We start from the raw sequence: 20900 nt of genomic DNA on the forward strand, positions 1-20900 counted from the left end.
TGACGGACTCCGAGCCGGTGTACCTGCCAAGGGCCATCCGTACACTCCGCGAGGCCGACCGGAGCCGTATGAACACGGCTACCTCGCCGCATTCACGCCGCCGGCCGAACCAACGAGATGCCGGCCTGCGGGGTGGCCGCCACTGTCCGTGAGATGCAGTCTGCCCGGGCACCGGCGCGGGGCCGCGGGTCAGGTGCCCACGGTCTGGTCGGCGATCATCCGGACCAGGGCGGTGCGCCCGTGGCGGCGCAGCGTGCGGCGCTGGCGCATGGCGCCGTTGCCGTGGTGGTGGAGGCGGTCGAGGAGGGTGGCGAGGCGGTCGCGTTCGCCGTTGGCGCGCAGTTCGGCGTCGACGTGGGTGAGCAGGCCGGCGGCGACCTCACGGGACGGGGCGAGGCGGCCGGTGCGGGGGTCGTGGAGAAGGCCGGAGGCGCCGTTGCGGGCGGCGTGCCAGGAGGCGGCCCGCAAGTATTCGGGCGGGTAGCCGCGCAGCGGTTCGCCGCCGTCGAGGGTGCGGGCGGCGAGGGCCCGGATCAGGCCGGTGAGCAGGACGGCCTCGTCGACCTGGAGCTGGACGTCCATGGCGCGGACCTCGACGGTGGGGAAGCGCTCGGAGAGGCGGGCGTGCCAGTAGAGCTGGCCGCGGTCGCCGATGAAGCCGGTGTCGACGAGGTCCTGGATGCGCTGGTCGTAGTCCTTGGCGCCGTCGAACTCGGGCGGGAGCCCGATCACGGGCAGCCCCTGGAAGACCAGGGTGCGCCAGCTGGCGAAGCCGGAGTCGCGGCCGCGCCACATCGGGGAGTTGGCGCCGAGGCCGGTGAGAACGGGCAGCCAGGGCCGCAGGGCGTTGAGGACCCGGACGCCGGCCTCCCGGTCGGGTACGCCGACGTGCACGTGCATGCCGTTGATCAGCAGTTCGTCGGCGACGCCGGGGGCGGAGCGGCGCAGCTTGCGGTAGCGGGGTTTGGTCGTGATGGGGACGGTCAGCCGGTCGGTGAAGGGCGCGGAGCCGGTGGCGGCGAGTCGGCAGCCGCTCGCCTCGGCGGCTTCGGCGAGGGCGTGCCGCATCCGCAGCAGGTGACCGCCGACCTCGTCGAGGCTCTCGCAGACGGGGGTGGCGACTTCCAGCTGGGCCTGCATGAGTTCGCGCTGCACCTCGCCCTCGGTGAGCGCGGCCTGGGCGTCGGCGAGGGCGTGCACCTTGCCGGCCCGGGCGGCCGGCACTCCGGTCACCGGGGCGAGGAGCAGGTACTCCTCCTCCACGCCGATCGTGAGCACATCTTCCCCGTACCCGCCGGGCCGCCCGGGTATCCGCGGATTCGGACCATTCGGGAAAAGCTGCTGCGGGCGTCGCGGCGGGTACGCGCGGGTTTCACCGGCGGTGGGGCGGTCAGCCGCCCGGTAGGACCGTGACCCTTCCGCTGCACAGGTGGGAGTCCGCCCCGGGCCGGAGCGCCCGGGTAGCCGCGCCGCGGGGCCGACCGAAGGAGATGAGATCCATGACCGAGTACGGCTACTTCCTGTCCTGCGAGGAGTTCACCCCGGCCGAGCTGCTCGACCAGGCGCGGCGCGCCGAACGGGCGGGCTTCACCCGGCTGGCGATCTCCGACCACTTCCACCCGTGGAACGACGCCCAGGGCAACAGTCCGTTCGTCTGGTCGATGATCGGTGCCCTCTCCCGCGCCGTCGACCTGCCCGTCACCACCCTGGTCACCTGTCCCACCATGCGCCTGCACCCGGCGGTCACCGCGCAGGCGGCGGCGACCTCCAGTGTGCTGCTGGGCGGCCGCTTCGCCCTCGGCGTGGGCACCGGCGAGGCGCTGAACGAGCACATCCTCGGCGACCGCTGGCCGTCCTACGAGGAACGCGCACAGATGCTGGAGGAGGCGGTGGCGGTGATGCGCGAGCTGTTCACCGGCCGCCTGGTCAGTCACCAGGGCGTGCACTACACGGTGGACAACGCCCGCCTGTACACGCCGCCGGACGGCCCGCTGCCGGTGTACGTCTCCGCCTTCGGCCCCAAGGCTGCCGAGGTGGCCGGCCGGATCGGCGACGGCTTCGTCACCATGAACCCCGACACCGACCTCGTCGGTGCCTTCCGGGAGGCGGGCGGCCCAGGGAAGCCGGTGATCGGCGGGGTCAAGGTCTGCTGGGGCGCCGACCGGGACAAGGCCGTCGACACCGTCCACCGCCGCTGGCCGACCGAACTGCTGCCGGGCGAGCTCGCCCAGCTGCTCCCCACGCCCGCCCACTTCGAGCAGGCGAGCGAGCTGGTCACCCGCGAGACGGTCGGCCGGGCGGTCACCTGCGGCGACGACGCCGAGCGCCACGTCGAGACGGTCCGGGCGTACGCCTCGGCCGGCTTCGACGAGGTGTACGTCGGCCAGATCGGACCCGACCAGGAGGAGTTCTTCGACGCGTACGCCTCCCGCGTGCTGCCCGCGCTGCGCGGCTGACCGGCTGCGCAGCTGACCGGCAGACCCGCGATCGGTTTGTCGATCGCGCGTTCGGGACAGACGCCGCGTCATGACGAACTCCCCCGCCGTCACCCGCACCGTGGTGGTCACCGGGGCGAGCGCCGGCATCGGACGGGCCGCCGCGCTGGCCTTCGCCGCCCGCGGCGACCGGCTGGCGCTGATCGCCCGCGGTCACGCAGGTCTGGCAGCCGCCGCCCGCGAGGCCGAGGACGCCGGCGCCGCCAAGGTGGTGACCTTCGAGGTGGACGTCTCCGACCCCGACGCGGTGGAGGCGACGGCGACCCGCGTCGAGGACGAGCTCGGCCCGATCGACGTGTGGGTCAACGACGCCTTCACCTCCGTCTTCGCCAGGTTCACCGAGATCAGCCCGACGGAGTTCCGGCGGGTCACCGAGGTCTCCTACCTCGGCTTCGTGTACGGCACCGGCGCGGCGCTGCGGCGGATGCTGCCGCGCGACCGCGGCGTTGTCGTCCAGGTCGGCTCGGCGATCGCCTACCGGGGCATCCCACTGCAGACCGCGTACAGCGGGGCCAAGCATGCCATCCAGGGCTTCCACGAGGCGCTGCGGTGCGAACTGCTCGCCTCCGGCACCGGGGTGCGGGTGACCATGGTGCAGATGCCGGCGGTCAACACACCGCAGTTCGGCTGGGTCCGCTCCCGGCTGCCCCGGCGGGCCCAGCCGGTGCCGCCGATCTACCAGCCGGGGGTGGCGGGGCGGGCCGTGCTGTACGCGGCCGACCACCCGAGGCGCCGCGAGTACTGGGTCGGGGCCAGCACGGCCGCCACCCTGATCGCCAACGCGGTGGTGCCCGGTCTGCTGGACCGCTACCTGGCCCGGACCGGCTTCGACTCCCAGCAGACCGACGAGCGGCAGCCCGCCGCCGAGCCGGACAACCTGGAGCGGCCGCTCGACGAGCGGCGGGACGTCGGCACCTGCGGGCGGTTCGACGAGAGGTCCCACGGCCGCAGCGCACAGCAGTGGGCCTCGCACCGGCTCGCCGACGCCTTGCGCGGCGTGGCCCGGCTGGCGACGCACTCGGCCGGCTGACGCCGGTGCGGGTCGCGGGACGAAACGGTCGCGAGGCCCGAAGGAAACGGCCGCCATCGGGTTGCCATGGCCGCATCCGGACAGGCGCATGGATACCGGGCGAGCCGAAGGGATTCGGGCCATGGCAGAGACCGCGCACCACTGGCACCTGCCGCTCGGCGTGGTCGACAGGCCCGACCCGCAGGACAGGAGGAAGCTCGTCCGCCGGCTGCTCGGGGAGACCGCGGACGCCGGCGGGATGGACCGGCGCCGGACCGAGGACCTGTTGCTGGTCACGGGCGAGCTGCTCGCCAACGCGTACGCACACACGCCCGGCCCGACCGCGATCGACGTCGACCTGCTGCCGGGGCGGATCGTGGTGGCGGTCACCGACAGCAGCGACCGGCCGCCGGCCGTCCTCCCCTACCGGCCGGCCCGCCCGCGCGGGCACGGCATGCACATCGTCGACCGCCTGGCGGTCCGCTGGGGCGTCACGCCCGCGCCCGATGGCAAGACCGTGTGGGCCGTACTGGTCGTCGCCCCGTGACCTCCGCCGGGGCTGACCGATCGCGGTGCCGGTGTCGGTGTGGGTCCGGCACCGCGGGGTAGGCGCGGCGCGCACCCGAGACGGAGGAGAGACCGCCATGAGCATGGTGCAGGAAAGTGTCGAGGTGGACGTGCCGCTGCACACCGCCTACAACCAGTGGACGCAGTTCGAGGAGTTCCCCCGCTTCATGGAGGGTGTGGAGGAGGTCACCCAGATCAGCGACCGGCACAACCACTGGCGGACGAAGGTCGGCGGGGTCGCCCGCGAGTTCGACACCGAGATCGTCGACCAGCTGCCGGACGAGCGGATCGCCTGGCGCACCATCGACGGCGACGTCCGGCAGATGGGCGTGGTGACGTTCGAGCGCATGGACCAGGACCACACCCGGATCCGGCTGGCGATGGACTTCGAGCCGGAGGGCGTCGCCGAGAAGGCCGCGGACATGATGGGGATGGTCGACCGGCGGGTCAAGGGCGACCTGCGGCGCTTCAAGGCCTACATCGAGGACAAGGGCCTCGAGTCGGGCAGCTGGCGCGGCCGGATCAGCCCGAGCTGACCGGGCCCCGGGCGTGAGCGCACGATGACGTCGCAAAACCCGAGCCGCCGCCGCTATCTGCTGTGCCCGCCGACCTACTTCTCGGTCGACTACGCCATCAACCCGTGGATGGACCCCGATCGGCCGGTCGACCGGCCGGCGGCACAGGCCCAGTGGCGCTTGCTGCGGGACACCCTGGCCCGGCTCGGCCACCGCACCGAGGTGATCGAGCCGGTGCCGGGGCTGCCCGACATGGTGTTCACCGCCAACGGAGCCACCGTGGTGGACGGCCGGGTCCTGGTGGCCCGGTTCCGCCACCCCGAACGGGCGGGCGAGTCCGGGCCGCACCGCCGCTGGTTCGCCGCCGCCGGCTTCCGGCCGGTGTTCGCCGCCGGCGCGGTCAACGAGGGCGAGGGCGACCTGCTGGTCGCGGGCCGCCGGATCCTCGCCGCGACCGGCTTCCGCACCAGCCGGGCGGCGCACCGCGAGGCCGCCCGGCTGCTCGGACGTCCCGTGATCACCCTGCACCTGGTCGATCCGCGCTTCTACCACCTGGACACCGCGCTGGCCGTGCTGGACGACGACCGGATCATGTACTACCCGCCTGCGTTCTCGCTCCCCAGCCGCCGCCTGCTGCACACGCTCTACCCCGACGCGATCCTCGCGGACGAGGCGGACGCCGCGGTGTTCGGTCTGAACGCCGTCAGCGACGGACGCCACGTCGTCCTCCCCGCCGCCGCCCGGTCCCTGGCCCACCGTCTGCACGCCGCCGGGTTCACCCCCGTACCGGTCGCCGTCCCCGAGCTGATGAAGGCCGGCGGCGGGCCCAAGTGCTGCACCCTCGAACTGCGTTCCCGCTGAGCCCCTGGACGAGCCGCCATGACCGCCACCGCCTCACCCGTGTCGCCCCTGCTCCCGCCGCACCTGCCGCCCACGCTGCCCCACCCCCGGGGCCCGCTCTCGGCCCACGTCCTGGACCGCCTGCACGGCCCGCCGGGGCAGCCACCCGCCGGCCCGCTGCCCGCGCCGGCCCCCGACCACGCCCCGCCGACCGCCTGGGACGACGACCTCCAACTCGCCCTCTACCTCTGCTACGAGCTGCACTACCGCGGCTTCGCCGGAGTCGACCCGGGCTGGGAGTGGGATCCTGACCTGCTCCGCCTGCGCGGCCACCTGGAGCGGTGCTTCCTCACCGAGCTGCGCCGCGTCACCGATCCGCTGCCGTTGCCGGACGAGGCGCTGGCCGGTCTGCTGGCCGCCGATCCGGGCGGCCCCGACAGCCCGTCCCACCACCTGCTCACCGCCGGCGAGCGCCGGCAGGCAGCCGAGTACCTGGTGCACCGCTCGCTCTACCACCTCAAGGAGGCCGACCCGCAGATGTGGGTGGTGCCGCGGCTGCCCCACCCGGCGAAGGCGGCGCTGGTGGCGGTGCAGTACGACGAGTACGGCTCCGGGCACCCCGAGCGCGCCCACGCCCTGCTGTTCGCCCGGATGATGGCCGACTTCGGCCTGGACCCGGCGTACGGGCGCTACCTGGACGCCGTCCCCGCCCCGGCGCTGGCCGTGGTCAACCTGATGTCGATGTTCGGCCTGCACCGGGCCCTGCGGGGCGCGCTGGTGGGCCAGTTCGCCGCGGTCGAGATCACCTCGCCGCCCGGGGCGGCCCGACTCGCCGAGGCGTTCGAGCGGCTCGGCGCCGGCCCGGACGGCACGCTGTTCTACCGCGAGCATGTGGTGGCCGACGCCGTCCACGAGCAGCAGGTCCGACTGACCGTCATCGACCCGCTGCTGGCCGAGGAGCCGGAGCTGGCCGGGGACGTCGCCTTCGGCATCGCCGCCACCGGAGCGGTCGAGGACCGCCTCGCCCGGCACCTGCTGACCGCCTGGCGGGCCGGGCGCAGTTCACTGCGGACCGCACCGCGGCCCGCAGCGGCCGCCTGACCCCGGATCGGAAGGAGCCCGCCGTGGACCCGGACGGCTTCGACGCCTTCACCGCGCTGCTGGACTACCCGGTGTACCTCGTCACCACCGCCTCGCACGGCGAACGGGCCGGCTGTCTGGTCGGCTTCGCCGGGCAGTGCTCGATCGACCCGCCGCGCTTCACCGCGTGGATCTCACGGACCAACCGCACCCACCGGATCGCCGCCGAGGCCGAGTTCGCCGCCGTCCACCTGGTCGCCGACCGCCGCCTGGCCGAGCTGTTCGGCGCCCGGACCGGCGACGAGGTCGACAAGTTCGCCGATGTGCCGTGGACCCCCGGCGCGGGCGGCGTACCCGTCCTCGGCGGGGCCCCGGCCTGGTTCGTCGGCCGGATCCTGGACCGCGCCGCCTGGGGCGACCACACCGCCCACCTGCTCGAGCCGACCGACGCCCACCGCTCCCCCGGCCGCCACCGGGTGCTGTCCCTCCGGGACGTCAGCACCCTGGACCCCGGACATCCGGCGTGAACCGCACCGGGACGGGCAGACGCGCGACCATGATGCTGCTCCGACCACCGGGCGTCTACCACGCCCAGGGCGACACCGGCCTCCTGGTCGAGGCCCTGCGCCGCGAACGCGTACCGGCCGGGGCGCGCTGCCTCGACCTCGGCACAGGCAGCGGCGCGGTCGCCCTGGCCGCCGCCGACCTGGGCGCCGAGGTGACCGCCGTGGACGTCTCCCGGCTCGCCCTCGCCACCGCCTGGCTCAATGCCCGACTGCACCGCCGCACCCTCCACCTGCGGCGCGGCGACCTCACCGCGCCGGTCGCGGGCGCGCGCTTCGACCTGATCGTCTCCAACCCGCCGTACGTGCCCGCCGAGGCCCCGGTGGCGCCCCGCCGCGGCCCGGCCCGGGCCTGGGACGCCGGGCCGAACGGACGCTGCCTGCTCGACCGGATCGGCCGGCAGGCACCGCGGCTGCTCGCCCCGCACGGCGTGCTGCTGATCGTCCAGTCGTCCCTGGCGGATCCCGCGGCCACCGTCGCCGCGCTGCGCCGGGCGGGTCTGCGGACCTCCGTCGCGGCCCGCCGCGCCCAGGAGTTCGGCCCGGTGATGTCCGGGCGTGCCGCCTGGTTCGAGCAGCAGGGGCTGATCCCGCCGGGCGTACGTGAGGAGGAGTTGGTGGTGGTCCGCGGTGTCCGCGACTGAGCCCCGAATACCCCGGGTCCGCCTCACCGAGCGCGGCCCGGTGCTGGTCGACGGGCCGGTGGAGGTGGTCCTGCCGGACGGTACCGCGATGCACTGCGACCGGCCCGTGGTGGCACTCTGCACCTGCCGCCGCAGCCGCCGCTTCCCGTTCTGCGACACCAGCCACCGACGGCGGCGGCCGTGACCGGTCGGCGCGGAGTGGTGCGCCGGGCCGCGAGGCGACCGACGGCCCGCGCCGGCCGCGCCAGGCGGTAGTAGAGCATCGTCGCCGGCGCGCGGGCCGGCAACCCGTCGGCGGCCCGCAGGTCCTCCTCGATCTCCGCGAGGATCCGACGCCCGCGACCGGAGAGGGTGGGCCCGTCCATCGCCGACACCTCCGACCTGGGGATACCTGGCGGCGCCCGAGGGGTGTCAGATCTCCTCGTCCATGCCGATGGCCGCCTCGAGGTCCTTGCGCGCGTCGCGGTCGTCGCCCTGCTTCTGTTCCAGCAGGGCGTTCGCGATGGCGTCCAGCTTGCGTTGGACGGCGTGCTCGGCGCGCCGCTCGGAGTTCTTCAGCAGCGCGATCAGCAGCAGGGTGACGGCCGTCATGGCGTCTCCCAGGGCCATCCGCCACGCCAGCGGCAGGCCCAGCGCCGAGACCGTCACGTACCCGGCCACCAGCAGCACGCACAGGGCGTAGAACAGCCCGGACGCGGTGAAGTTGGAGGCGGCCTCGGCGAGCCGCCCGAACCGGGCCCGGCCCGGTCCGCCGCGCTCCGACGGGTGCCTGATCCGCACGTGGGACTCAATTCCTCGTGGGGGCGCCCGGCGGCCGTTGAGGACCGTCGGGCGCCGTCGGTCGGTCGCGCGTATGACCGTTTGCCGCTGTCCGAAACCGTTCCTTGCGTTCAGTCGTCGCCGTCGCAGTCGGCGTCGACGTCGGCGTCCGCCTCTTCGCGCAGCCAGGTCAGGGTGGCGGACAGGATGCGCGAGACGTGCATCTGCGACACCCCGATCCGGCTCGCGATCTGGGACTGCGTCTGGTGTCCCCAGAAGCGCAGCAGCAGCACGCGGCGCTCCCGCTCCGGAAGCTTGCCCAGCAGCGGCCGGACGGCCTCGCGGAGGTCGACCAGCTCAAGCCGGGGATCACAACTGCCGATCCGGTCGAGCAGCGCCCCGCCCGGCTCGTCCGCGTCGCGGTCGCGCAGCGCGTCCAGCGAGTCAGCGCGGTACATCCGTCCGGCGCGCAGGCCGGCGGCGGCCTGCTCCTCGCTGAGGTCGAGTTCCTCGGCCAGCTCGACGGTGGTGGGCAGCCGGCCGAGGTCCTGCTCCAGCCGGTCGGAGGCCCGGGCGACCAGCAGGTAGAGCTCCTGGACGCTGCGCGGCACCCGGACCGGCCACGAGGTGTCGCGGAAGAACCGCTTGATCTCGCCGCTGATGGTGGGGATCGCGTAGGTGACGAACTCGACGTCGCGGTCCAGGTCGTAGCCGTCGACCGCCTTGATCAGGCCGACCGTGCCGACCTGGAGGATGTCCTCCAGCTCCTCGCTGCGGTGACGGAACCGGCCGGCCACGAAGCGGACCAGGGGCATGTTGAGTTCGATGATGGTTCCCCGCACGTAGCTGTACGTGCGGGTGCCGGGCTCCAGCCCGGCGAGGCGGCGGAACAGCGCGTCGCTCAGCGCCCGGGCCTCGGTCTTGCCCATCGTCCGCAGTTCCTGCGGGGTGGGCCGGTACATGGGGTCTACATCGGGCACGGCGAGGGCGAGGTCGACCTGATCGGTGGGGGCGGACACGGGGTCATCTCCCAGAGCGTTCCGGGGTGGCCGCACCGGCACGGTGGCACTCCAGGGTGCACCGCTGCGTCGGACGTGCGGGCCGTGGGACGCCGCTCCGCCCGGCTGCTTCAGACGACGGCTTCCCGGCACGGGGACCGTGCCGTGGCACGGGGGCTCGATGGCCTCCCGCGCCACGAAGCGGGATCAATCCCTCCGCTTCGTCCTGTGGTCCTACCCACCCTTGCGCAAATCAATCCTCCAACCAACACTCGAGTCCACCCCGGGGCGGATTGCCGCAGGTCGGCGCAGGTGACGGCAGCGAGTCGGGCGTCACCAGCCGGGTCGACCCCCTCACGTACGGTCATCGCAGGCCCACCCCCTGCGGTCGGTTCGACAGGGAGCCGCGTGGTCGGGGCACGGACCCGAGGCGTCGTTCACCCGGGAAGGTGGTCGCGCAGCTGAGCGAGGGCCACGGTTCCGCGGCGTGCGGGCCGGCGGGTCGGTTCGCCCGCCGCGATGAGCAGTCCGCCGAGCATGGAGAGGTTCTTCAGGAAGTGGATCCGCTGCTGGCGCCGGTCGTCGCCCTCGGCCTCCCAGAACCGGTGACCGGCCGCGGTGACCGGCACCAGGGTGGCGGCCAGCACGGCCGCCGCGAGGCGGGGCATTCGGCCGAACGCGAGCATCAGCGCCGCGACGGTCTGCACCCCGCCGTTGAGGCGGACCGCGGTGGCGACGCGATCGGGCACCACCGGAAGCTCGTCCAGCGACTCGACCACCGGGCGGGCCGCGGGCACCAGCGGTTCCGGATGCCGGACCGCGTCCGCTCCGCCGACCAGGAACATCGACGCCAGCAGGGGACGTGCACAGATTCTGACGATAGCCATGGCAGTCGCCTATCCGCTCGGGCGGCGCTGAATCACGAGGACGCGCGGTCGGTCCGGGCGTAGCGGGCCCGGTCCTGGGCGCAGAGCGGAGCCGGGTACCGTCGACGCCGTCCGAACGGGCCGAGCGGGGTCCGGCGGCCCGTCCGGTGGTGGGCGGGGCGGGGAACGACGGGGGTGGATCGACGCGGCCGCACGGTTCCTCCAGGGGCTCGGGGGTCGTGCCGGGCGGCTACCCCGGCGCCGCCGGAGCACACCGGTCCCCAGCCGGGCAGGGGCGGGTTTTCCGGTCGGGGCACCGGGCAGACGCGCGGGTGACTGCCCCCCGACGGGAGGTCGGAGCGATGACCACCCACGACGACCGCGACCTGCTGGAACAGCTGACGGCCGATCACACGGCCCTCCGGGCCCGCTTCGGCGAGCTGGCGGGAACCCCTCTCGACGATCACGCCCGGCGCCGGGAACGGGCCGACGCCGCCTCGGCCGCCCTGGTCGAGCACCTCGCCGCCGAGGAGGAGCACCTCTACCCGCTGGTCCGCCGCAGCCGCCCGCGCGGCGACACCGCGGTGGACGACGCGCTCGCCGCACACGCCGCCCTCCAGGCACTGGTGCGGGAGCTGTCGCGGGCCCGGGCGGGCTCCACCGACTTCGACCGCCTGCTGACGGTGCTGGCGAAGGAAGCGACCCGCCACTTCGCCCAGGAGGAGGCGCTGCTCTTCGAGGCGGTCCGCGGGGACCTCTCCGACCACACGCTGGACGCCCTGGGCGACAGCGCCCGCAGGACGGAGGCCGCGACGTCGTCGACTCCGCCCCGAAGCAGCCGGTCGGGCGCCCTTCCGCCGGACCGGCCGCTTCGGGACGGGATCCTCGGATCCGGGCCGTCGTCCCCCGGGACCTGACCCGGAGCAGCCGGTCCGGCCCGCCCCGGGCGGGCCACCGGTCTCGCGCTACCGGTCCCGCGCCAGCCCGTACAGCTCGCCGAGCGACGCCAGTCGCTCCGGGGCGAGCGCGCCGCGCAGGTGCGGCAGGACCTCCGCCTCCTCGAAGCGGACGTGCTCGGTGACCGCGTCGACCATCCGGTCGGCCACCGCCTCGTACTCCGACCCTGGCGCGGAGCGGGCGAGCCGGTCGAGCAGGGTCTCCATCCGGCGGTCGAGGGCCCGGGTCCGCTCGTCGACCGGCTGCCCGACCGCGAGTTCGCGGGTGACCAGCGGGTGCACGTGCCGTTCCACGGCCCGGACGTGCCCGCGCACCAGGGCGTCCAGCCGCATCCGAGCGGCGGCGCGGCGCTCCGGGTCGGCGCGCAGCCGGCCGCCGAGGCGCAGCATCTCCCGGTGGTCGCGGGTGATCCGGTCGATGACGTCCTCGGCCATCGTCCTCAGCCGCCCTGCGGCCGGACTTCCAGTCGATCGGTGAGCATCCGGGTCTCGAACCGCGGCTGCGGCGCGGTCGCCGGACCGTGCACCGGACGGCCGTCCGCCAGGCGGAACCGGGAGCCGTGCAGCGGGCAGCGGATGCAGCCGTCCGCCACCTCGCCCTCGGACAGCGAGCCCGCCATGTGGGTGCAGCGGTCCGCGAGCACGTCGAAGCGGTCGCCGGAGCGGATTACCACCACCGGGACCTCGCCGAGCATCCGCCGGACCGGGACGCCGACCGGGAACTCCGCCACCGCGCCGACCGAGTGCCACCCCGGCGGCGCCAGCCGCGGCGCCGCCTCGGCGTGCGCCGCACCGGCGGCCTGACGGTACGCCAGGTGGGCGCCGAGGGCCGCCACCGCGGACACCACGGCGGTGCCGCACAGGCCGTAGCGACGCCCGGCGGCCTGGTCGCCGCGCCGGCGGGCACGCAGCGAGAGGACGTGCAGGCCCGCGGCGGTCACCGCGCCGAGCGCGTGCACCAGGCCGGTTCGGCGGTGGGTCGGCGGCAGGTCGGCCCAGTCCACCCAGCCGGCCCAGAGCGTGGGCAGGACGGCGGCCAGTCCGGCCGCGGTCAGCCGGCCGGCGGCCTCCGGCGGTGCGCCGGCGAGGTCGAGCAGGCTCGCCGACAGCCAGCAGCCGATCGGGACCTGCGCCAGCGCCGGGTGCAGCGGGTGGCCGAGCGGCACGCCGTGCAGCACGTCGCGGGCCGGTCCGAGCGGCAGCCCGGCCACGGCGTGCTGGAGCGCGTCCGACACCGGGTCCAGGGCCTGCCATCGGGACGGCGCGTCCAGCCAGCTGGGCAGGTCGACGCCGCGGAGCGGGGTGTGGAGTGTGGATCCGTCCATGACCTGCGGCTTTCCGATCGGCCCGGGGCCAAACCGCGCGAGTGGGCAGGAGTGCGCCGTGTACCGGGCGGGTGGCGGGGTAGGTGCCGTACGAAGCCACTGCCCTCGATGCCGTGCGAGGAGTCGCCATGGCAGTCCACCGCAAACCCGGGTCCGAGCCGGGACCCGACGTCCGCCGGGCGGGCGAGCGGCACGACTTCCCGCACGCCCCGGAGGGCCCCGGGCGGACCATGCCCGAGCTGCGGCCCCAGGACGGCGTCCGCCGGGGCACCGAGCCGGTCACCGCCCGCAGCGACCTGGAGCTGCGCCGCCTGCTCGCGGCCGTCTTCCTCGCCCTCTTCCTGGTCGGAACTGTCGCCTTCGCCGTGCTCGCCGCCCTTTCCGGCACCGGCCCCACGCCCGACCGGACCACCTGGGCCGTCTTCGCGGCGGTCTGCGCGGGCTTCGCCGGGATCACCGCGGTCGACCTGCTGATCGTCCGCCGCCGCTTGGCGGCCGGCCAGGGACGCGACCGTACGCCCGACTGAGCCACCAGCGGACCGTCCACCACCGCCCGCACGAGCGGTCCGGGGTCGCGCATGTCCGGGTCGGTCTACGCCCGCGGCCCACCGGCCAGACGCCCCGGGCGGAGGGCCGGCGACCGCCCCCGCGCGGGCCGGCCGAGTTCCGGACCCCCGAAGCCCCGTAGGCCGGGACCGATGTCCGCCGCCGCCCTCGGCTCACCGCCGCCCAGCCTGTGGTTCGCGATCGTCCCGCTGCTCGCGGTCCTCCCCGCCGTCCTGTGCATGCTCGACATCTCGCACCACCCGCGTACCCGACGGTTCCCGCCCCTGACCTGGCCGGCCGTCTGCGTCTTCGGCAGCGTTCTCGGGCTGCTCGCCCACCTCGCCTACGGCTGCAGCGAGACCGCCGGCGGGCCGGGCCCGGTTCGGCCGTAGGGTCGGAGCCATGCACCGCACGCTGACCGAGCACGCCCGATGCCTCTACGGCGACGAGTTCCGGCCCACGCCGGAGTGCGACGAGCCGCACCACGAGCACCACTTCGTCCAGGAGCTGACGTTCGCCGACGCGGAGTCGATCATGGCGATGATCCACGAGTTGTGCCCGCCGCCGGTCAACGGGTACCTGCCGGTCTGGGTCCGCAACCTGGCGTACCGGCTGGTGCTCCTGCAGCGGCCGGACGAGCCGGCGCTGATGCGCGAGGCCGCCGAGAGCCTGTGGCTGTTCGGTCCGGACTGGGACGACATCGCGGACGACCTGATGCGGCGGGCGGACGCACTGGAGGCCGACTGAAGCCGGGCCCCTCACAGCCGCCGGGGGCCGACTCCGTCCTCGGCGAGGGCGTCGCCCGGGTTCAGCAGGGCGCAGGCCTTCATCGAGAGGCACCCGCAGCCGATGCATCCGGTGAGTTCGGCCTCCAGCCGCTCGATGGTCTGCCGGCGCTCCTCCAGCCGCCGCTTCCAGCCGCGCGAGGCGCGCTGCCACTCCTGGTGGCTCGGCGGCCGGTCGAGCGGTACGTCGGCGAACGCCTCCCGGAGGTCCTGCAGCGGGATGCCGATCCGTTTCGCCACCGAGATCAGGGCGATCCGGCGCAGCATGTGCCGCGGGTAGCGGCGCTGGTTGCGCTCGTCGCGTTCGGAGGCGATCAGGCCGAGTTCCTCGTAGAACCGGAGGGCGGACACCGCCGCGCCGGTCCGCGCGCTGACCTCGCCGATGCCCAGCCAGTCGTCCGGGGTGGCCCTGACCTCGCCGGATGGGTAGCTCGCCATGCGCCGCCTCCTGTTTGACCTCAAGCTTACTTGAGGCCGTACGGTCGGCTGCGTCGGAACAGCGAGTACGACCCGATCCGGAGAGGAGGGCGGTCCGTTGACCTTTGTCATCGCCATGCCCTGTGTGGACGTCAAGGACAAGGCCTGCCTGGACGAGTGCCCGGTCGACTGCATCTACGAGGGTGAGCGGATGCTCTACATCCACCCCGACGAGTGCATCGACTGCGGCGCCTGTGAGCCGGTGTGCCCCGTCGAAGCGATCTTCTTCGAGGACGACACCCCGGAGGAGTGGGCGGAGTTCAACGCCGTGAACGCCGAGTTCTTCGACGACCTCGGCTCCCCCGGCGGGAGCGCGAAACTCGGTCTGATCCCGCGGGACCATCCGGTCGTGGCAGCGCTCCCGGCCCAGGACCCGGTCTGAGTCCGGGAGTCGTGGAGCCTCAGTCCGCGTGACGGCCGAGGCTGCGCAGGATCTCGGCCTCCTTCTCCGGGGCGAGGCCGACCGGCGCATGGTCGGTGCGCAGGGGCGGCCGTCCGGAGAGCGACCGCAGCCAGGTCCAGGTGTCGGCCACGGTCTCGGCCACCGGGCGGCAGCGCAGGCCGGTGGCGAGGGCCTTGGTGACGTCGGTCCCGTGCAGTGCCGCGTGCAGGTCGCCGGGCGGGAGCCAGAGCGGGAGGTCGTTCCACGGCTGGATGCCGGCGGCGAGGATCGTGTCCGGTTCGGCCCAGCACAGTTCGGCCGGGGCGCCGGTGACGCCGACGCAGGTGTCGAGCAGGTCCCGCATGGTGGTGTGGCCGGGCGGGCCGACCAGGTTGTACGGGCCGCCGAGTCCGCGGTCGACGGCGCCGAGGATCCAGTCCGCCAGGTCGCGGACGTCGATGTACTGCAGCGGGAGGTCGCGGGGGCCGGGTGCCAGGACGGGGCCACCGCGGGCGATCCGCGTCAGCCACCACGGCAGGCGTCCGACGTTCTCCCGGGGGCCGAGGATCAGGCCCGCCCGTACCAGCAGCGCCCGGTCGCCGAAGGCGCCCGTGGCGGCCAGCTCTCCGCCGCGCTTGGCCTGCGGGTAGGCGACCTCGCCGGCGTCCGGCGAGCCGTCGACCACGGGGGCGGCCTCGGTGAGGCCGGCGGGCGCGGGGTGGGCGTAGACCGACCGGCTGGAGACGTAGACGTAGTGACCGGCCCGCCCGGCCAGCAGCCGGGCGGCGTCGCGTACGGCGGTGGGTGCGCCGGCCCAGGTGTCGACCACGACGTCCCACGCGCCGACTCCGAGGGCCGCCAGACCGTCGGAGTCGGCGCGGTCGCCCAGCAGGGAGACCGCGCCCGCCGGCGGGTCGTGGCGTCCGCGGTGGAACACGGTGACCTGCCACCCGCGCGCCGGCGCCGCGTCGGCGACGGCGCGGCCGACGAACTCCGTTCCGCCCAGGACGAGAAGTCTCATGGCAACCACTCTGCCCGCCCCGGACGGCCGCCCTCAACGGTGCTCGCTCGGAGCGGAACGGCCGCCGGGCGCCCTCGGCAGGGCGGCCCGGACGACCCGTCGGTCAGTGTCCTCGGGCGACCCACTCGGCCAGGTGCGGCGCCTCGGCGCCGATCGTGGTGGAGTCGCCGTGTCCGGTCCGCACCACGGTGTCCGGGTCGAGGACGAGCAGCCGCTCGCGGATCGACCGGATGATGGTGGGGAAGTCGGAGAAGGACCGGCCGGTGGCTCCCGGGCCGCCGGAGAACAGCGTGTCCCCGCTGAAGAGGGTGGTGAGGTCCGGGGCGTGCAGGCAGACCGCGCCGGGGCTGTGCCCGGGGGTGTGGAGCACGGCCAGGTCCGTCCCGGCCACCGTCAGGCGCAGACCGTCGGCGAGGTCTGCGTCGGGCTTGCGCTCGGGGTGGGTCTGCTGCCAGAGCACCGCGTCGTCGGGGTGGAGCAGGATCGGCGCGCCGGTGCGGTCGGCCAGCTCGGGGGCGGCGTTGACGTGGTCGTTGTGCCCGTGGGTGCAGACGATGGCGACCAGTCGGCGGTCGCCGACCGCGGCCGCGACGGCCTCGGCGTCGTGCGCGGGGTCGATCACCAGGACCTCGTGGTCGTCGCCGACCAGCCAGACGTTGTTGTCGACCTGCCAGGTACCGCCGTCGAGGGTGAACTCGCCGGAGGTGACGAGGTGTTCGATGCGCGCCGCCATCAGAACAGCACCACCGATCGCAGCACCTCGCCCTTGTGCATCCGCTCGAACGCCTGCTCCACGCCGTCCAGCGGGATGGTCTCGCTGACGAACGCGTCCAGGTCGAGCCGGCCCTGCAGGTACAGATCGATCAGCATCGGGAAGTCCCGGCTGGGCAGGCAGTCGCCGTACCAGGAGGACTTGAGGGAGCCGCCGCGGCCGAAGACGTCGAGCAGCGGCAGTTCCAGCTGCATCTCGGGGGTGGGCACGCCGACCAGCACGACCGTGCCGGCCAGGTCGCGGGCGTAGAACGCCTGCCGGTACGTCTCTGGGCGGCCCACCGCGTCGATGACGACGTCCGCCCCATGGCCGCCGGTGAGGGCGCGGATCGCCTCGACCACGTCCGCCGAACCGGCGTCGACGGTGTCGGTCGCACCCAGCTCGCGGGCCTTGGCGAGCTTGCGGGCGTCCAGGTCGACGGCGATGATCCGGGCCGCGCCGGCCAGCCGGGCGCCCAGGACGGCCGCGTTGCCGACGCCGCCGCAGCCGATGACGGCGACCGAGTCGCCGCGGCCGACGGCGCCGGTGTTCACCGCGGCGCCGAGGCCCGCCATCACGCCGCAGCCGAGCAGGCCCGCGGCGGCCGGGGAGGCGGCCGGGTCGACCTTGGTGCACTGGCCGGCCGCGACCAGCGTCTTCTCGGCGAAGGCGCCGATGCCGAGCGCCGGGGACAGCTCGGTGCCGTCGGTCAGCGTCATCTTCTGCTTGGCGTTGTGGGTGTCGAAGCAGTACCACGGCCGGCCGCGCCGACAGGCCCGGCACCGCCCGCACACCGCACGCCAGTTGAGGATCACGAAGTCGCCCGGCGCGACCTCGGTGACGCCCTCGCCGACCGACTCGACCACGCCCGCGGCCTCGTGGCCGAGCAGGAACGGGAAGTCGTCGTTGATGCCGCCCTCACGGTAGTGCAGGTCGGTGTGGCAGACCCCGCACGCCTGGACCTTCACCACCGCCTCGCCGGGGCCGGGGTCGGGGACCACCACCGTCACCATCTCGACGGGCGCCCCCTTGGACCGTGCGATCACACCCCGCACCTGCTGCGCCATCGCGCTCTCCTGCCTTCCGTGGTTCCGGTTCTGCCGTACAGCTTTCGCCGTACGGCACCCAACCTACGTCGATTGTGACGGCGGGACAGGCGCATGCGCGGGAGCCACGGGAGCCGGGGCGGACCGGGCCGGCGGTGGCGGGGACCCACCGGGGCACTCAGCGGGCCAACAGGTCGAGGATGTCGTCGGCGTGCTCCTCCTCCTCGGCCAGGATGGACTCGATCATCCGCCGGGTCGTCGGGTCGCGGTCGCCCAGCCAGCGGGCGATCTCCTGGTAGGTGGAGATGACGATCCGTTCGGCGATCAGGTTGTGCTCCAGCATCGCCTTGAGGTCGTCGTCGGCCGTGGTGGTGTAGTCGGTGTGGGCCCGCCGGGCCAGGGTCGCCGGGTCGAAGTCGGGCTCGCCGCCCAGTTGGGAGATGCGTTCGGCGGCGCGCAGGCCGTGCTGCATCTCCTGTCCGGCGTGCTCGGTGAACTCGGCGGCGACCTGGGCGCGGTCCATGCCGGTGGCGGAGATGGCGTGTCGCGTGTAGCGCAGCCAGCAGACCACCTCGGTGGCCACCACGTCGTTGAGGACCGCGATCACCTCCTGCGGGTCCAGGCCGTACGTACTGGTGACCGGACCGGCGTCCATCTTCTGCCGGGCCTCGTCGCGGATGCGGCTGACGTCGAGGACGAAGTCGTCGGTTGTCATCGGTGCACCCCCGCTCAGTCCTCGCCGAGGACGGCGTACAGTTCGGCGTCGCCCAGCCGGGCGGCGGTGTCGGGCTCGTCGCGGCCGCCGGCGCGCCGGTCCACGCCGCCCCGGGCGGATCGGGTCTGCGGGCGGCGGCGCAGGCGGTACCCGGGCAGCTCCTGAGTGCTGGTGCGGACGACGTCGCGCTCCTCGCGCTCGGCCATGGCGGGCCTCCTTCGGTGGTTCGAAAACGGTCGGGAAGTCGCCGACGCGCCTACCCGCCCGAAGCCTCCGGAATCGGACCGTCCGCCGGTCGGTCGTTTGCCGGTCGGTCGTTTGCCGGCCGGGAGCGGGGGCACACGCCGCGGCGATCAGGAAGGAGCGGAGATGAATCGCCAGGACGACCCGCCTCACGGCACCCTCGGCATCCCGGAGACGGGGGGCGGCGGCGCGCCCGACCCCGCGGGCCGGCGTCCGCCCGGGAGCACGCCCGCTGCCGACCCCGGACGGCGTACGCACGGCGTCGAGCGGCGCGCCCGTCGCTTCCGCAGGATCGAGCAGCTGGAGCTGCCGCCGTACGAACCGGTCCGTGAGTGACCGGGGGCGCGACGGGCCGGCTCAGTGCTCGCTCTCGGAGGCGAGGGCGATGCACTCGGTGTCCACCTGGTCGGCGAGGTCGACGAGCAGGTGCTCGAACACCCGGGCCGTCTCCGGGTCCAGGTCGGACAGGTCCGCCTCCGGCCCCTGCGACAACTCGCTCGCCAGCTGCCGCAGCAGGTCGGTGACCTGCTCGGCCGGGATCAACAGACGGTCGTCGGGCGTCGTGATCACGGTCACGGATACCTGGATCATGGATGTCGCCCTTCTCGTCCGCGTCACCGAGTGGTCTCCCTTGGCGTACCCGGTCCCGGCCCGCCGATGCGGGACGGGCCGGTTTTCCTTGCCCGGGCCCGCCCGCCCGGCCCCGGCCCGGCCGTTTGCCCGGCCCGTACGCGAGCACACGTCCCGGCGCGGACGGCACCGCGCTGTCCCCGCTCACCGCGCCGCGGACCTGCGGCGCGACCGCACCCGACCGAGGAGTGATCATGAACGACCTCCCCCAGGGCGGCGCCGGCGGCGTCCCGCTCGACCACGACGAGCCCGACCCGCGCCACCCCCGCCACGGCGAGGCCGACCACACCGGGGCCCACGCGCCGGACCGGCCGCACACCGTCAGGACCGTCCGGGGCGGAACGACGGTCGGCGAGCAGCAGGCCGAACCGGCGGACGACACCCGCGACGACGAGCACCCCGGGCGGTGACCCCGCCGTGTCCGCGGTGGAGGACTTCCTGCAACGCGTCGACCGCGCGCAACAGCGCCATTCGCCGGCCGCGCTGGTCGTGGGCGTGGTCAAGAAGTTCGGCGACGACCGCGGCGGCCAGCTCGCCGCGCTGATCACCTACTACGGCTTCGTCGCCCTCATCCCACTGCTCCTGCTGCTCAGCACGGCCCTGGGCTTCGCGCTGCACGGGCACCCCGAGGCGCAGCGCCGGGTGGTCGACTCGGCGCTGGCCGACTTCCCGGTGATCGGCGGCCAGCTGCGGGAGAACGTCCACTCGCTGTCCGGCAGCGCGCTGGCCGTCACCATCGGCGTGCTCGGGCTGCTGTACGGCGCGCTCGGCATCGCCCAGATCCTGCAGCACGCGATGGCCCAGGTGTGGAACATCCCGGGCGTACGGCGTCCCGGCTACTTCCCGCGGCTGCTGCGCAGCCTGCTGCTGTTCGCCGTGCTCGGCACCGGCCTGGTGCTGGCCACCGGCGCCGCCACGCTGGTGGGCACCACGCTCGGCGGGGACGCGGCCCGGGCCGGCGCCCTGGTCCTCTCCCTGGTGGTCAACACGGCCCTGTGCCTGGCCTGCTTCCGCGTCCTCACCCCGCCGGACGTCCCCACCCGGTCCCTGCTGCCCGGCTGCCTGCTCGCGGGTCCGATGTTCACGGTGCTCCAGACCTTCGGAGCCCTGCTGGTCTCGCACCAGTTGCGGCACACGTCCCAGGTCTACGGCTTCTTCGCCACCGTCATCGGCCTGCTGTCCTGGCTGTACCTGGCCTCGCAGATCACGCTGTACGCGGCCGAGACCAACGTCGTGCTGGCCCGCGGCCTGTGGCCCCGCAGCCTGCTGCAGCGGCCGCTGACCATGCCCGACCAGGAGGTGCTGGAGTCCCTGGCCCGCCAGGAGGAGCGGCGGCCGGAGCAGCACGTCGACGTCGTGTTCACGGACGAGCAGGACGACCGACCTCGCCACGATTGACCCCGGCGCGATCGACCTCAGCACGATTGGCCGCGGCGCGACCGGGCAGACGCACGACCGGCCCGGAACTCCGACCCGAGGAGCGTCATGAGCACCAAGAAGAAGATGGAACACACCGCCGAGACGGCGAAGGGCAAGGTCAAGGAGGCCACCGGCAAGGCCGTCGGCAACGAGCGTCTGGTCGCCAAAGGCAAGGCCGAGCAGATGAAGGGCGATGTCGCCCAGGCCGGCCAGAAGCTCAAGGACGCCGCCAAGCGCTGACCACCGCGTCAGACGGCCCCGACCGCCT

Annotated in this window: 31 protein-coding genes; 18 read left to right on the plus strand and 13 right to left on the minus strand. The window is 74.2% G+C overall.

The window, feature by feature from the left end; genetic code table 11:
• Positions 1-189: 189 nt before the first annotated feature.
• Positions 190-1278 carry a carboxylate-amine ligase gene (locus FHR36_RS23865; RefSeq protein WP_253800210.1) on the minus strand — a complete coding sequence of 363 codons (1089 nt, stop codon included), beginning with the start codon at positions 1276-1278 and terminating at the stop codon, positions 190-192.
• Positions 1279-1499: 221 nt separating this feature from the next.
• Here FHR36_RS23865 and FHR36_RS23870 point away from each other — a divergent pair, with 221 nt between their 5' ends.
• The 9 genes from FHR36_RS23870 to FHR36_RS23910 all read left to right on the plus strand — a co-directional run bounded on the left by FHR36_RS23870 (position 1500) and on the right by FHR36_RS23910 (position 7897).
• Entirely contained in the window at positions 1500-2456 is a 957-nt protein-coding gene (locus FHR36_RS23870; protein ID WP_253800211.1) for a TIGR03557 family F420-dependent LLM class oxidoreductase, read from the plus strand.
• A 70-nt stretch (positions 2457-2526) separates the two neighbouring features.
• Complete coding sequence (locus FHR36_RS23875) at positions 2527-3525, plus strand: SDR family oxidoreductase (RefSeq protein WP_253800212.1); 999 nt, start codon at positions 2527-2529, stop codon at positions 3523-3525.
• 121 nt (positions 3526-3646) lie between these two features.
• Positions 3647-4051, plus strand: a complete 405-nt coding sequence (locus FHR36_RS23880; protein WP_253800213.1) for an ATP-binding protein — start codon at positions 3647-3649, stop codon at positions 4049-4051.
• Between the two features lie 97 nt (positions 4052-4148).
• Positions 4149-4607 (plus strand): SRPBCC family protein, encoded by a 459-nt coding sequence (locus tag FHR36_RS23885; RefSeq protein WP_253800214.1) that lies wholly within the window; start codon positions 4149-4151, stop codon positions 4605-4607.
• Between the two features lie 24 nt (positions 4608-4631).
• Positions 4632-5447: a dimethylargininase gene (ddaH, locus tag FHR36_RS23890; RefSeq protein WP_253800215.1), complete on the plus strand. Its 816-nt coding sequence runs from the start codon at positions 4632-4634 to the stop codon at positions 5445-5447.
• An 18-nt stretch (positions 5448-5465) separates the two neighbouring features.
• Positions 5466-6527 carry an iron-containing redox enzyme family protein gene (locus FHR36_RS23895; RefSeq protein WP_253800216.1) on the plus strand — a complete coding sequence of 354 codons (1062 nt, stop codon included), beginning with the start codon at positions 5466-5468 and terminating at the stop codon, positions 6525-6527.
• A gap of 23 nt (positions 6528-6550) precedes the next feature.
• Positions 6551-7033, plus strand: a complete 483-nt coding sequence (locus FHR36_RS23900; protein WP_253800217.1) for a flavin reductase family protein — start codon at positions 6551-6553, stop codon at positions 7031-7033.
• Between the two features lie 29 nt (positions 7034-7062).
• Positions 7063-7713 carry a HemK2/MTQ2 family protein methyltransferase gene (locus FHR36_RS23905; RefSeq protein ID WP_253800218.1) on the plus strand — a complete coding sequence of 217 codons (651 nt, stop codon included), beginning with the start codon at positions 7063-7065 and terminating at the stop codon, positions 7711-7713.
• A complete protein-coding gene (locus FHR36_RS23910) occupies positions 7700-7897 on the plus strand; it encodes a CDGSH iron-sulfur domain-containing protein (protein ID WP_253800219.1) in 198 nt (65 codons plus the stop codon). The genes FHR36_RS23905 and FHR36_RS23910 overlap by 14 nt, the downstream gene beginning before the upstream one ends.
• Positions 7898-8124: 227 nt before the next feature.
• Here the strand turns inward: FHR36_RS23910 and FHR36_RS23915 are convergent, their stop codons facing one another.
• The 3 genes from FHR36_RS23915 to FHR36_RS23925 form a co-directional block, all read right to left on the minus strand.
• Positions 8125-8493, minus strand: coding sequence for a low affinity iron permease family protein (locus tag FHR36_RS23915; protein WP_253800220.1), 369 nt, complete (start codon positions 8491-8493; stop codon positions 8125-8127).
• Between the two features lie 110 nt (positions 8494-8603).
• On the minus strand, positions 8604-9491 hold the full coding sequence (locus FHR36_RS23920; RefSeq protein ID WP_253800221.1) for a SigB/SigF/SigG family RNA polymerase sigma factor: 888 nt from the start codon (positions 9489-9491) through the stop codon (positions 8604-8606).
• A gap of 416 nt (positions 9492-9907) precedes the next feature.
• A complete protein-coding gene (locus tag FHR36_RS23925) occupies positions 9908-10357 on the minus strand; it encodes a DoxX family membrane protein (protein ID WP_253800222.1) in 450 nt (149 codons plus the stop codon).
• Positions 10358-10698: 341 nt separating this feature from the next.
• Here FHR36_RS23925 and FHR36_RS23930 point away from each other — a divergent pair, with 341 nt between their 5' ends.
• Positions 10699-11253, plus strand: coding sequence for a hemerythrin domain-containing protein (locus FHR36_RS23930; RefSeq protein WP_253800223.1), 555 nt, complete (start codon positions 10699-10701; stop codon positions 11251-11253).
• 48 nt (positions 11254-11301) lie between these two features.
• On the opposite strand, the gene FHR36_RS23935 is transcribed toward FHR36_RS23930, so the two are convergent.
• Together FHR36_RS23935 and FHR36_RS23940 are read right to left on the minus strand one after the other, a co-directional pair.
• A complete protein-coding gene (locus FHR36_RS23935; protein ID WP_253800224.1) occupies positions 11302-11727 on the minus strand; it encodes a hemerythrin domain-containing protein in 426 nt (141 codons plus the stop codon).
• Between the two features lie 5 nt (positions 11728-11732).
• Positions 11733-12617, minus strand: coding sequence for a Rieske (2Fe-2S) protein (locus tag FHR36_RS23940; RefSeq protein WP_253800225.1), 885 nt, complete (start codon positions 12615-12617; stop codon positions 11733-11735).
• Positions 12618-12745: 128 nt separating this feature from the next.
• Here FHR36_RS23940 and FHR36_RS23945 point away from each other — a divergent pair, with 128 nt between their 5' ends.
• From FHR36_RS23945 to FHR36_RS23955, 3 genes are all read left to right on the plus strand, one after another.
• Positions 12746-13144 (plus strand): DUF6343 family protein, encoded by a 399-nt coding sequence (locus FHR36_RS23945; RefSeq protein ID WP_253800226.1) that lies wholly within the window; start codon positions 12746-12748, stop codon positions 13142-13144.
• A 171-nt stretch (positions 13145-13315) separates the two neighbouring features.
• A complete protein-coding gene (locus FHR36_RS23950) occupies positions 13316-13555 on the plus strand; it encodes a hypothetical protein (protein WP_253800227.1) in 240 nt (79 codons plus the stop codon).
• A gap of 10 nt (positions 13556-13565) precedes the next feature.
• A complete protein-coding gene (locus tag FHR36_RS23955) occupies positions 13566-13910 on the plus strand; it encodes a hypothetical protein (protein WP_253800228.1) in 345 nt (114 codons plus the stop codon).
• Between the two features lie 11 nt (positions 13911-13921).
• On the opposite strand, the gene soxR is transcribed toward FHR36_RS23955, so the two are convergent.
• Positions 13922-14386 carry a redox-sensitive transcriptional activator SoxR gene (soxR, locus tag FHR36_RS23960; RefSeq protein WP_253800229.1) on the minus strand — a complete coding sequence of 155 codons (465 nt, stop codon included), beginning with the start codon at positions 14384-14386 and terminating at the stop codon, positions 13922-13924.
• Positions 14387-14483: 97 nt separating this feature from the next.
• Here soxR and fdxA point away from each other — a divergent pair, with 97 nt between their 5' ends.
• Complete coding sequence (gene fdxA, locus FHR36_RS23965; protein WP_253800230.1) at positions 14484-14807, plus strand: ferredoxin; 324 nt, start codon at positions 14484-14486, stop codon at positions 14805-14807.
• 19 nt (positions 14808-14826) lie between these two features.
• On the opposite strand, the gene FHR36_RS23970 is transcribed toward fdxA, so the two are convergent.
• The 5 genes from FHR36_RS23970 to FHR36_RS23990 form a co-directional block, all read right to left on the minus strand.
• Positions 14827-15828 carry an NAD-dependent epimerase/dehydratase family protein gene (locus FHR36_RS23970; protein WP_253800231.1) on the minus strand — a complete coding sequence of 334 codons (1002 nt, stop codon included), beginning with the start codon at positions 15826-15828 and terminating at the stop codon, positions 14827-14829.
• A gap of 103 nt (positions 15829-15931) precedes the next feature.
• Entirely contained in the window at positions 15932-16561 is a 630-nt protein-coding gene (locus FHR36_RS23975) for an MBL fold metallo-hydrolase (RefSeq protein ID WP_253800232.1), read from the minus strand.
• Complete coding sequence (locus FHR36_RS23980; RefSeq protein WP_253800233.1) at positions 16561-17646, minus strand: S-(hydroxymethyl)mycothiol dehydrogenase; 1086 nt, start codon at positions 17644-17646, stop codon at positions 16561-16563. Before FHR36_RS23980 ends, FHR36_RS23975 begins: the two co-directional genes overlap by 1 nt.
• Before the next feature lie 157 nt (positions 17647-17803).
• On the minus strand, positions 17804-18340 hold the full coding sequence (locus FHR36_RS23985; RefSeq protein ID WP_253800234.1) for a ferritin-like domain-containing protein: 537 nt from the start codon (positions 18338-18340) through the stop codon (positions 17804-17806).
• Positions 18341-18354: 14 nt separating this feature from the next.
• Positions 18355-18546 carry a hypothetical protein gene (locus tag FHR36_RS23990; RefSeq protein WP_253800235.1) on the minus strand — a complete coding sequence of 64 codons (192 nt, stop codon included), beginning with the start codon at positions 18544-18546 and terminating at the stop codon, positions 18355-18357.
• A 163-nt stretch (positions 18547-18709) separates the two neighbouring features.
• Here FHR36_RS23990 and FHR36_RS23995 point away from each other — a divergent pair, with 163 nt between their 5' ends.
• The gene (locus FHR36_RS23995) at positions 18710-18919 is read left to right on the plus strand and encodes a hypothetical protein (protein ID WP_253800236.1); all 210 of its coding nucleotides are present in this window, start codon (positions 18710-18712) and stop codon (positions 18917-18919) included.
• 21 nt (positions 18920-18940) lie between these two features.
• Here FHR36_RS23995 and FHR36_RS24000 read toward each other — a convergent pair whose 3' ends face one another.
• A complete protein-coding gene (locus FHR36_RS24000) occupies positions 18941-19174 on the minus strand; it encodes a hypothetical protein (protein WP_253800237.1) in 234 nt (77 codons plus the stop codon).
• A 233-nt stretch (positions 19175-19407) separates the two neighbouring features.
• Between FHR36_RS24000 and FHR36_RS24005 the strand changes: the two genes are divergently transcribed.
• The 3 genes from FHR36_RS24005 to FHR36_RS24015 all read left to right on the plus strand — a co-directional run bounded on the left by FHR36_RS24005 (position 19408) and on the right by FHR36_RS24015 (position 20872).
• The gene (locus FHR36_RS24005; protein ID WP_253800238.1) at positions 19408-19623 is read left to right on the plus strand and encodes a hypothetical protein; all 216 of its coding nucleotides are present in this window, start codon (positions 19408-19410) and stop codon (positions 19621-19623) included.
• Between the two features lie 7 nt (positions 19624-19630).
• Complete coding sequence (locus tag FHR36_RS24010; protein WP_253800239.1) at positions 19631-20611, plus strand: YihY/virulence factor BrkB family protein; 981 nt, start codon at positions 19631-19633, stop codon at positions 20609-20611.
• Positions 20612-20698: 87 nt separating this feature from the next.
• Positions 20699-20872, plus strand: a complete 174-nt coding sequence (locus FHR36_RS24015) for a CsbD family protein (protein ID WP_253800240.1) — start codon at positions 20699-20701, stop codon at positions 20870-20872.
• Positions 20873-20900 lie beyond the last annotated feature (28 nt).

It is taken from the genome of Kitasatospora cinereorecta (assembly GCF_024172095.1).
GTDB lineage: Bacteria > Actinomycetota > Actinomycetes > Streptomycetales > Streptomycetaceae > Kitasatospora > Kitasatospora cinereorecta.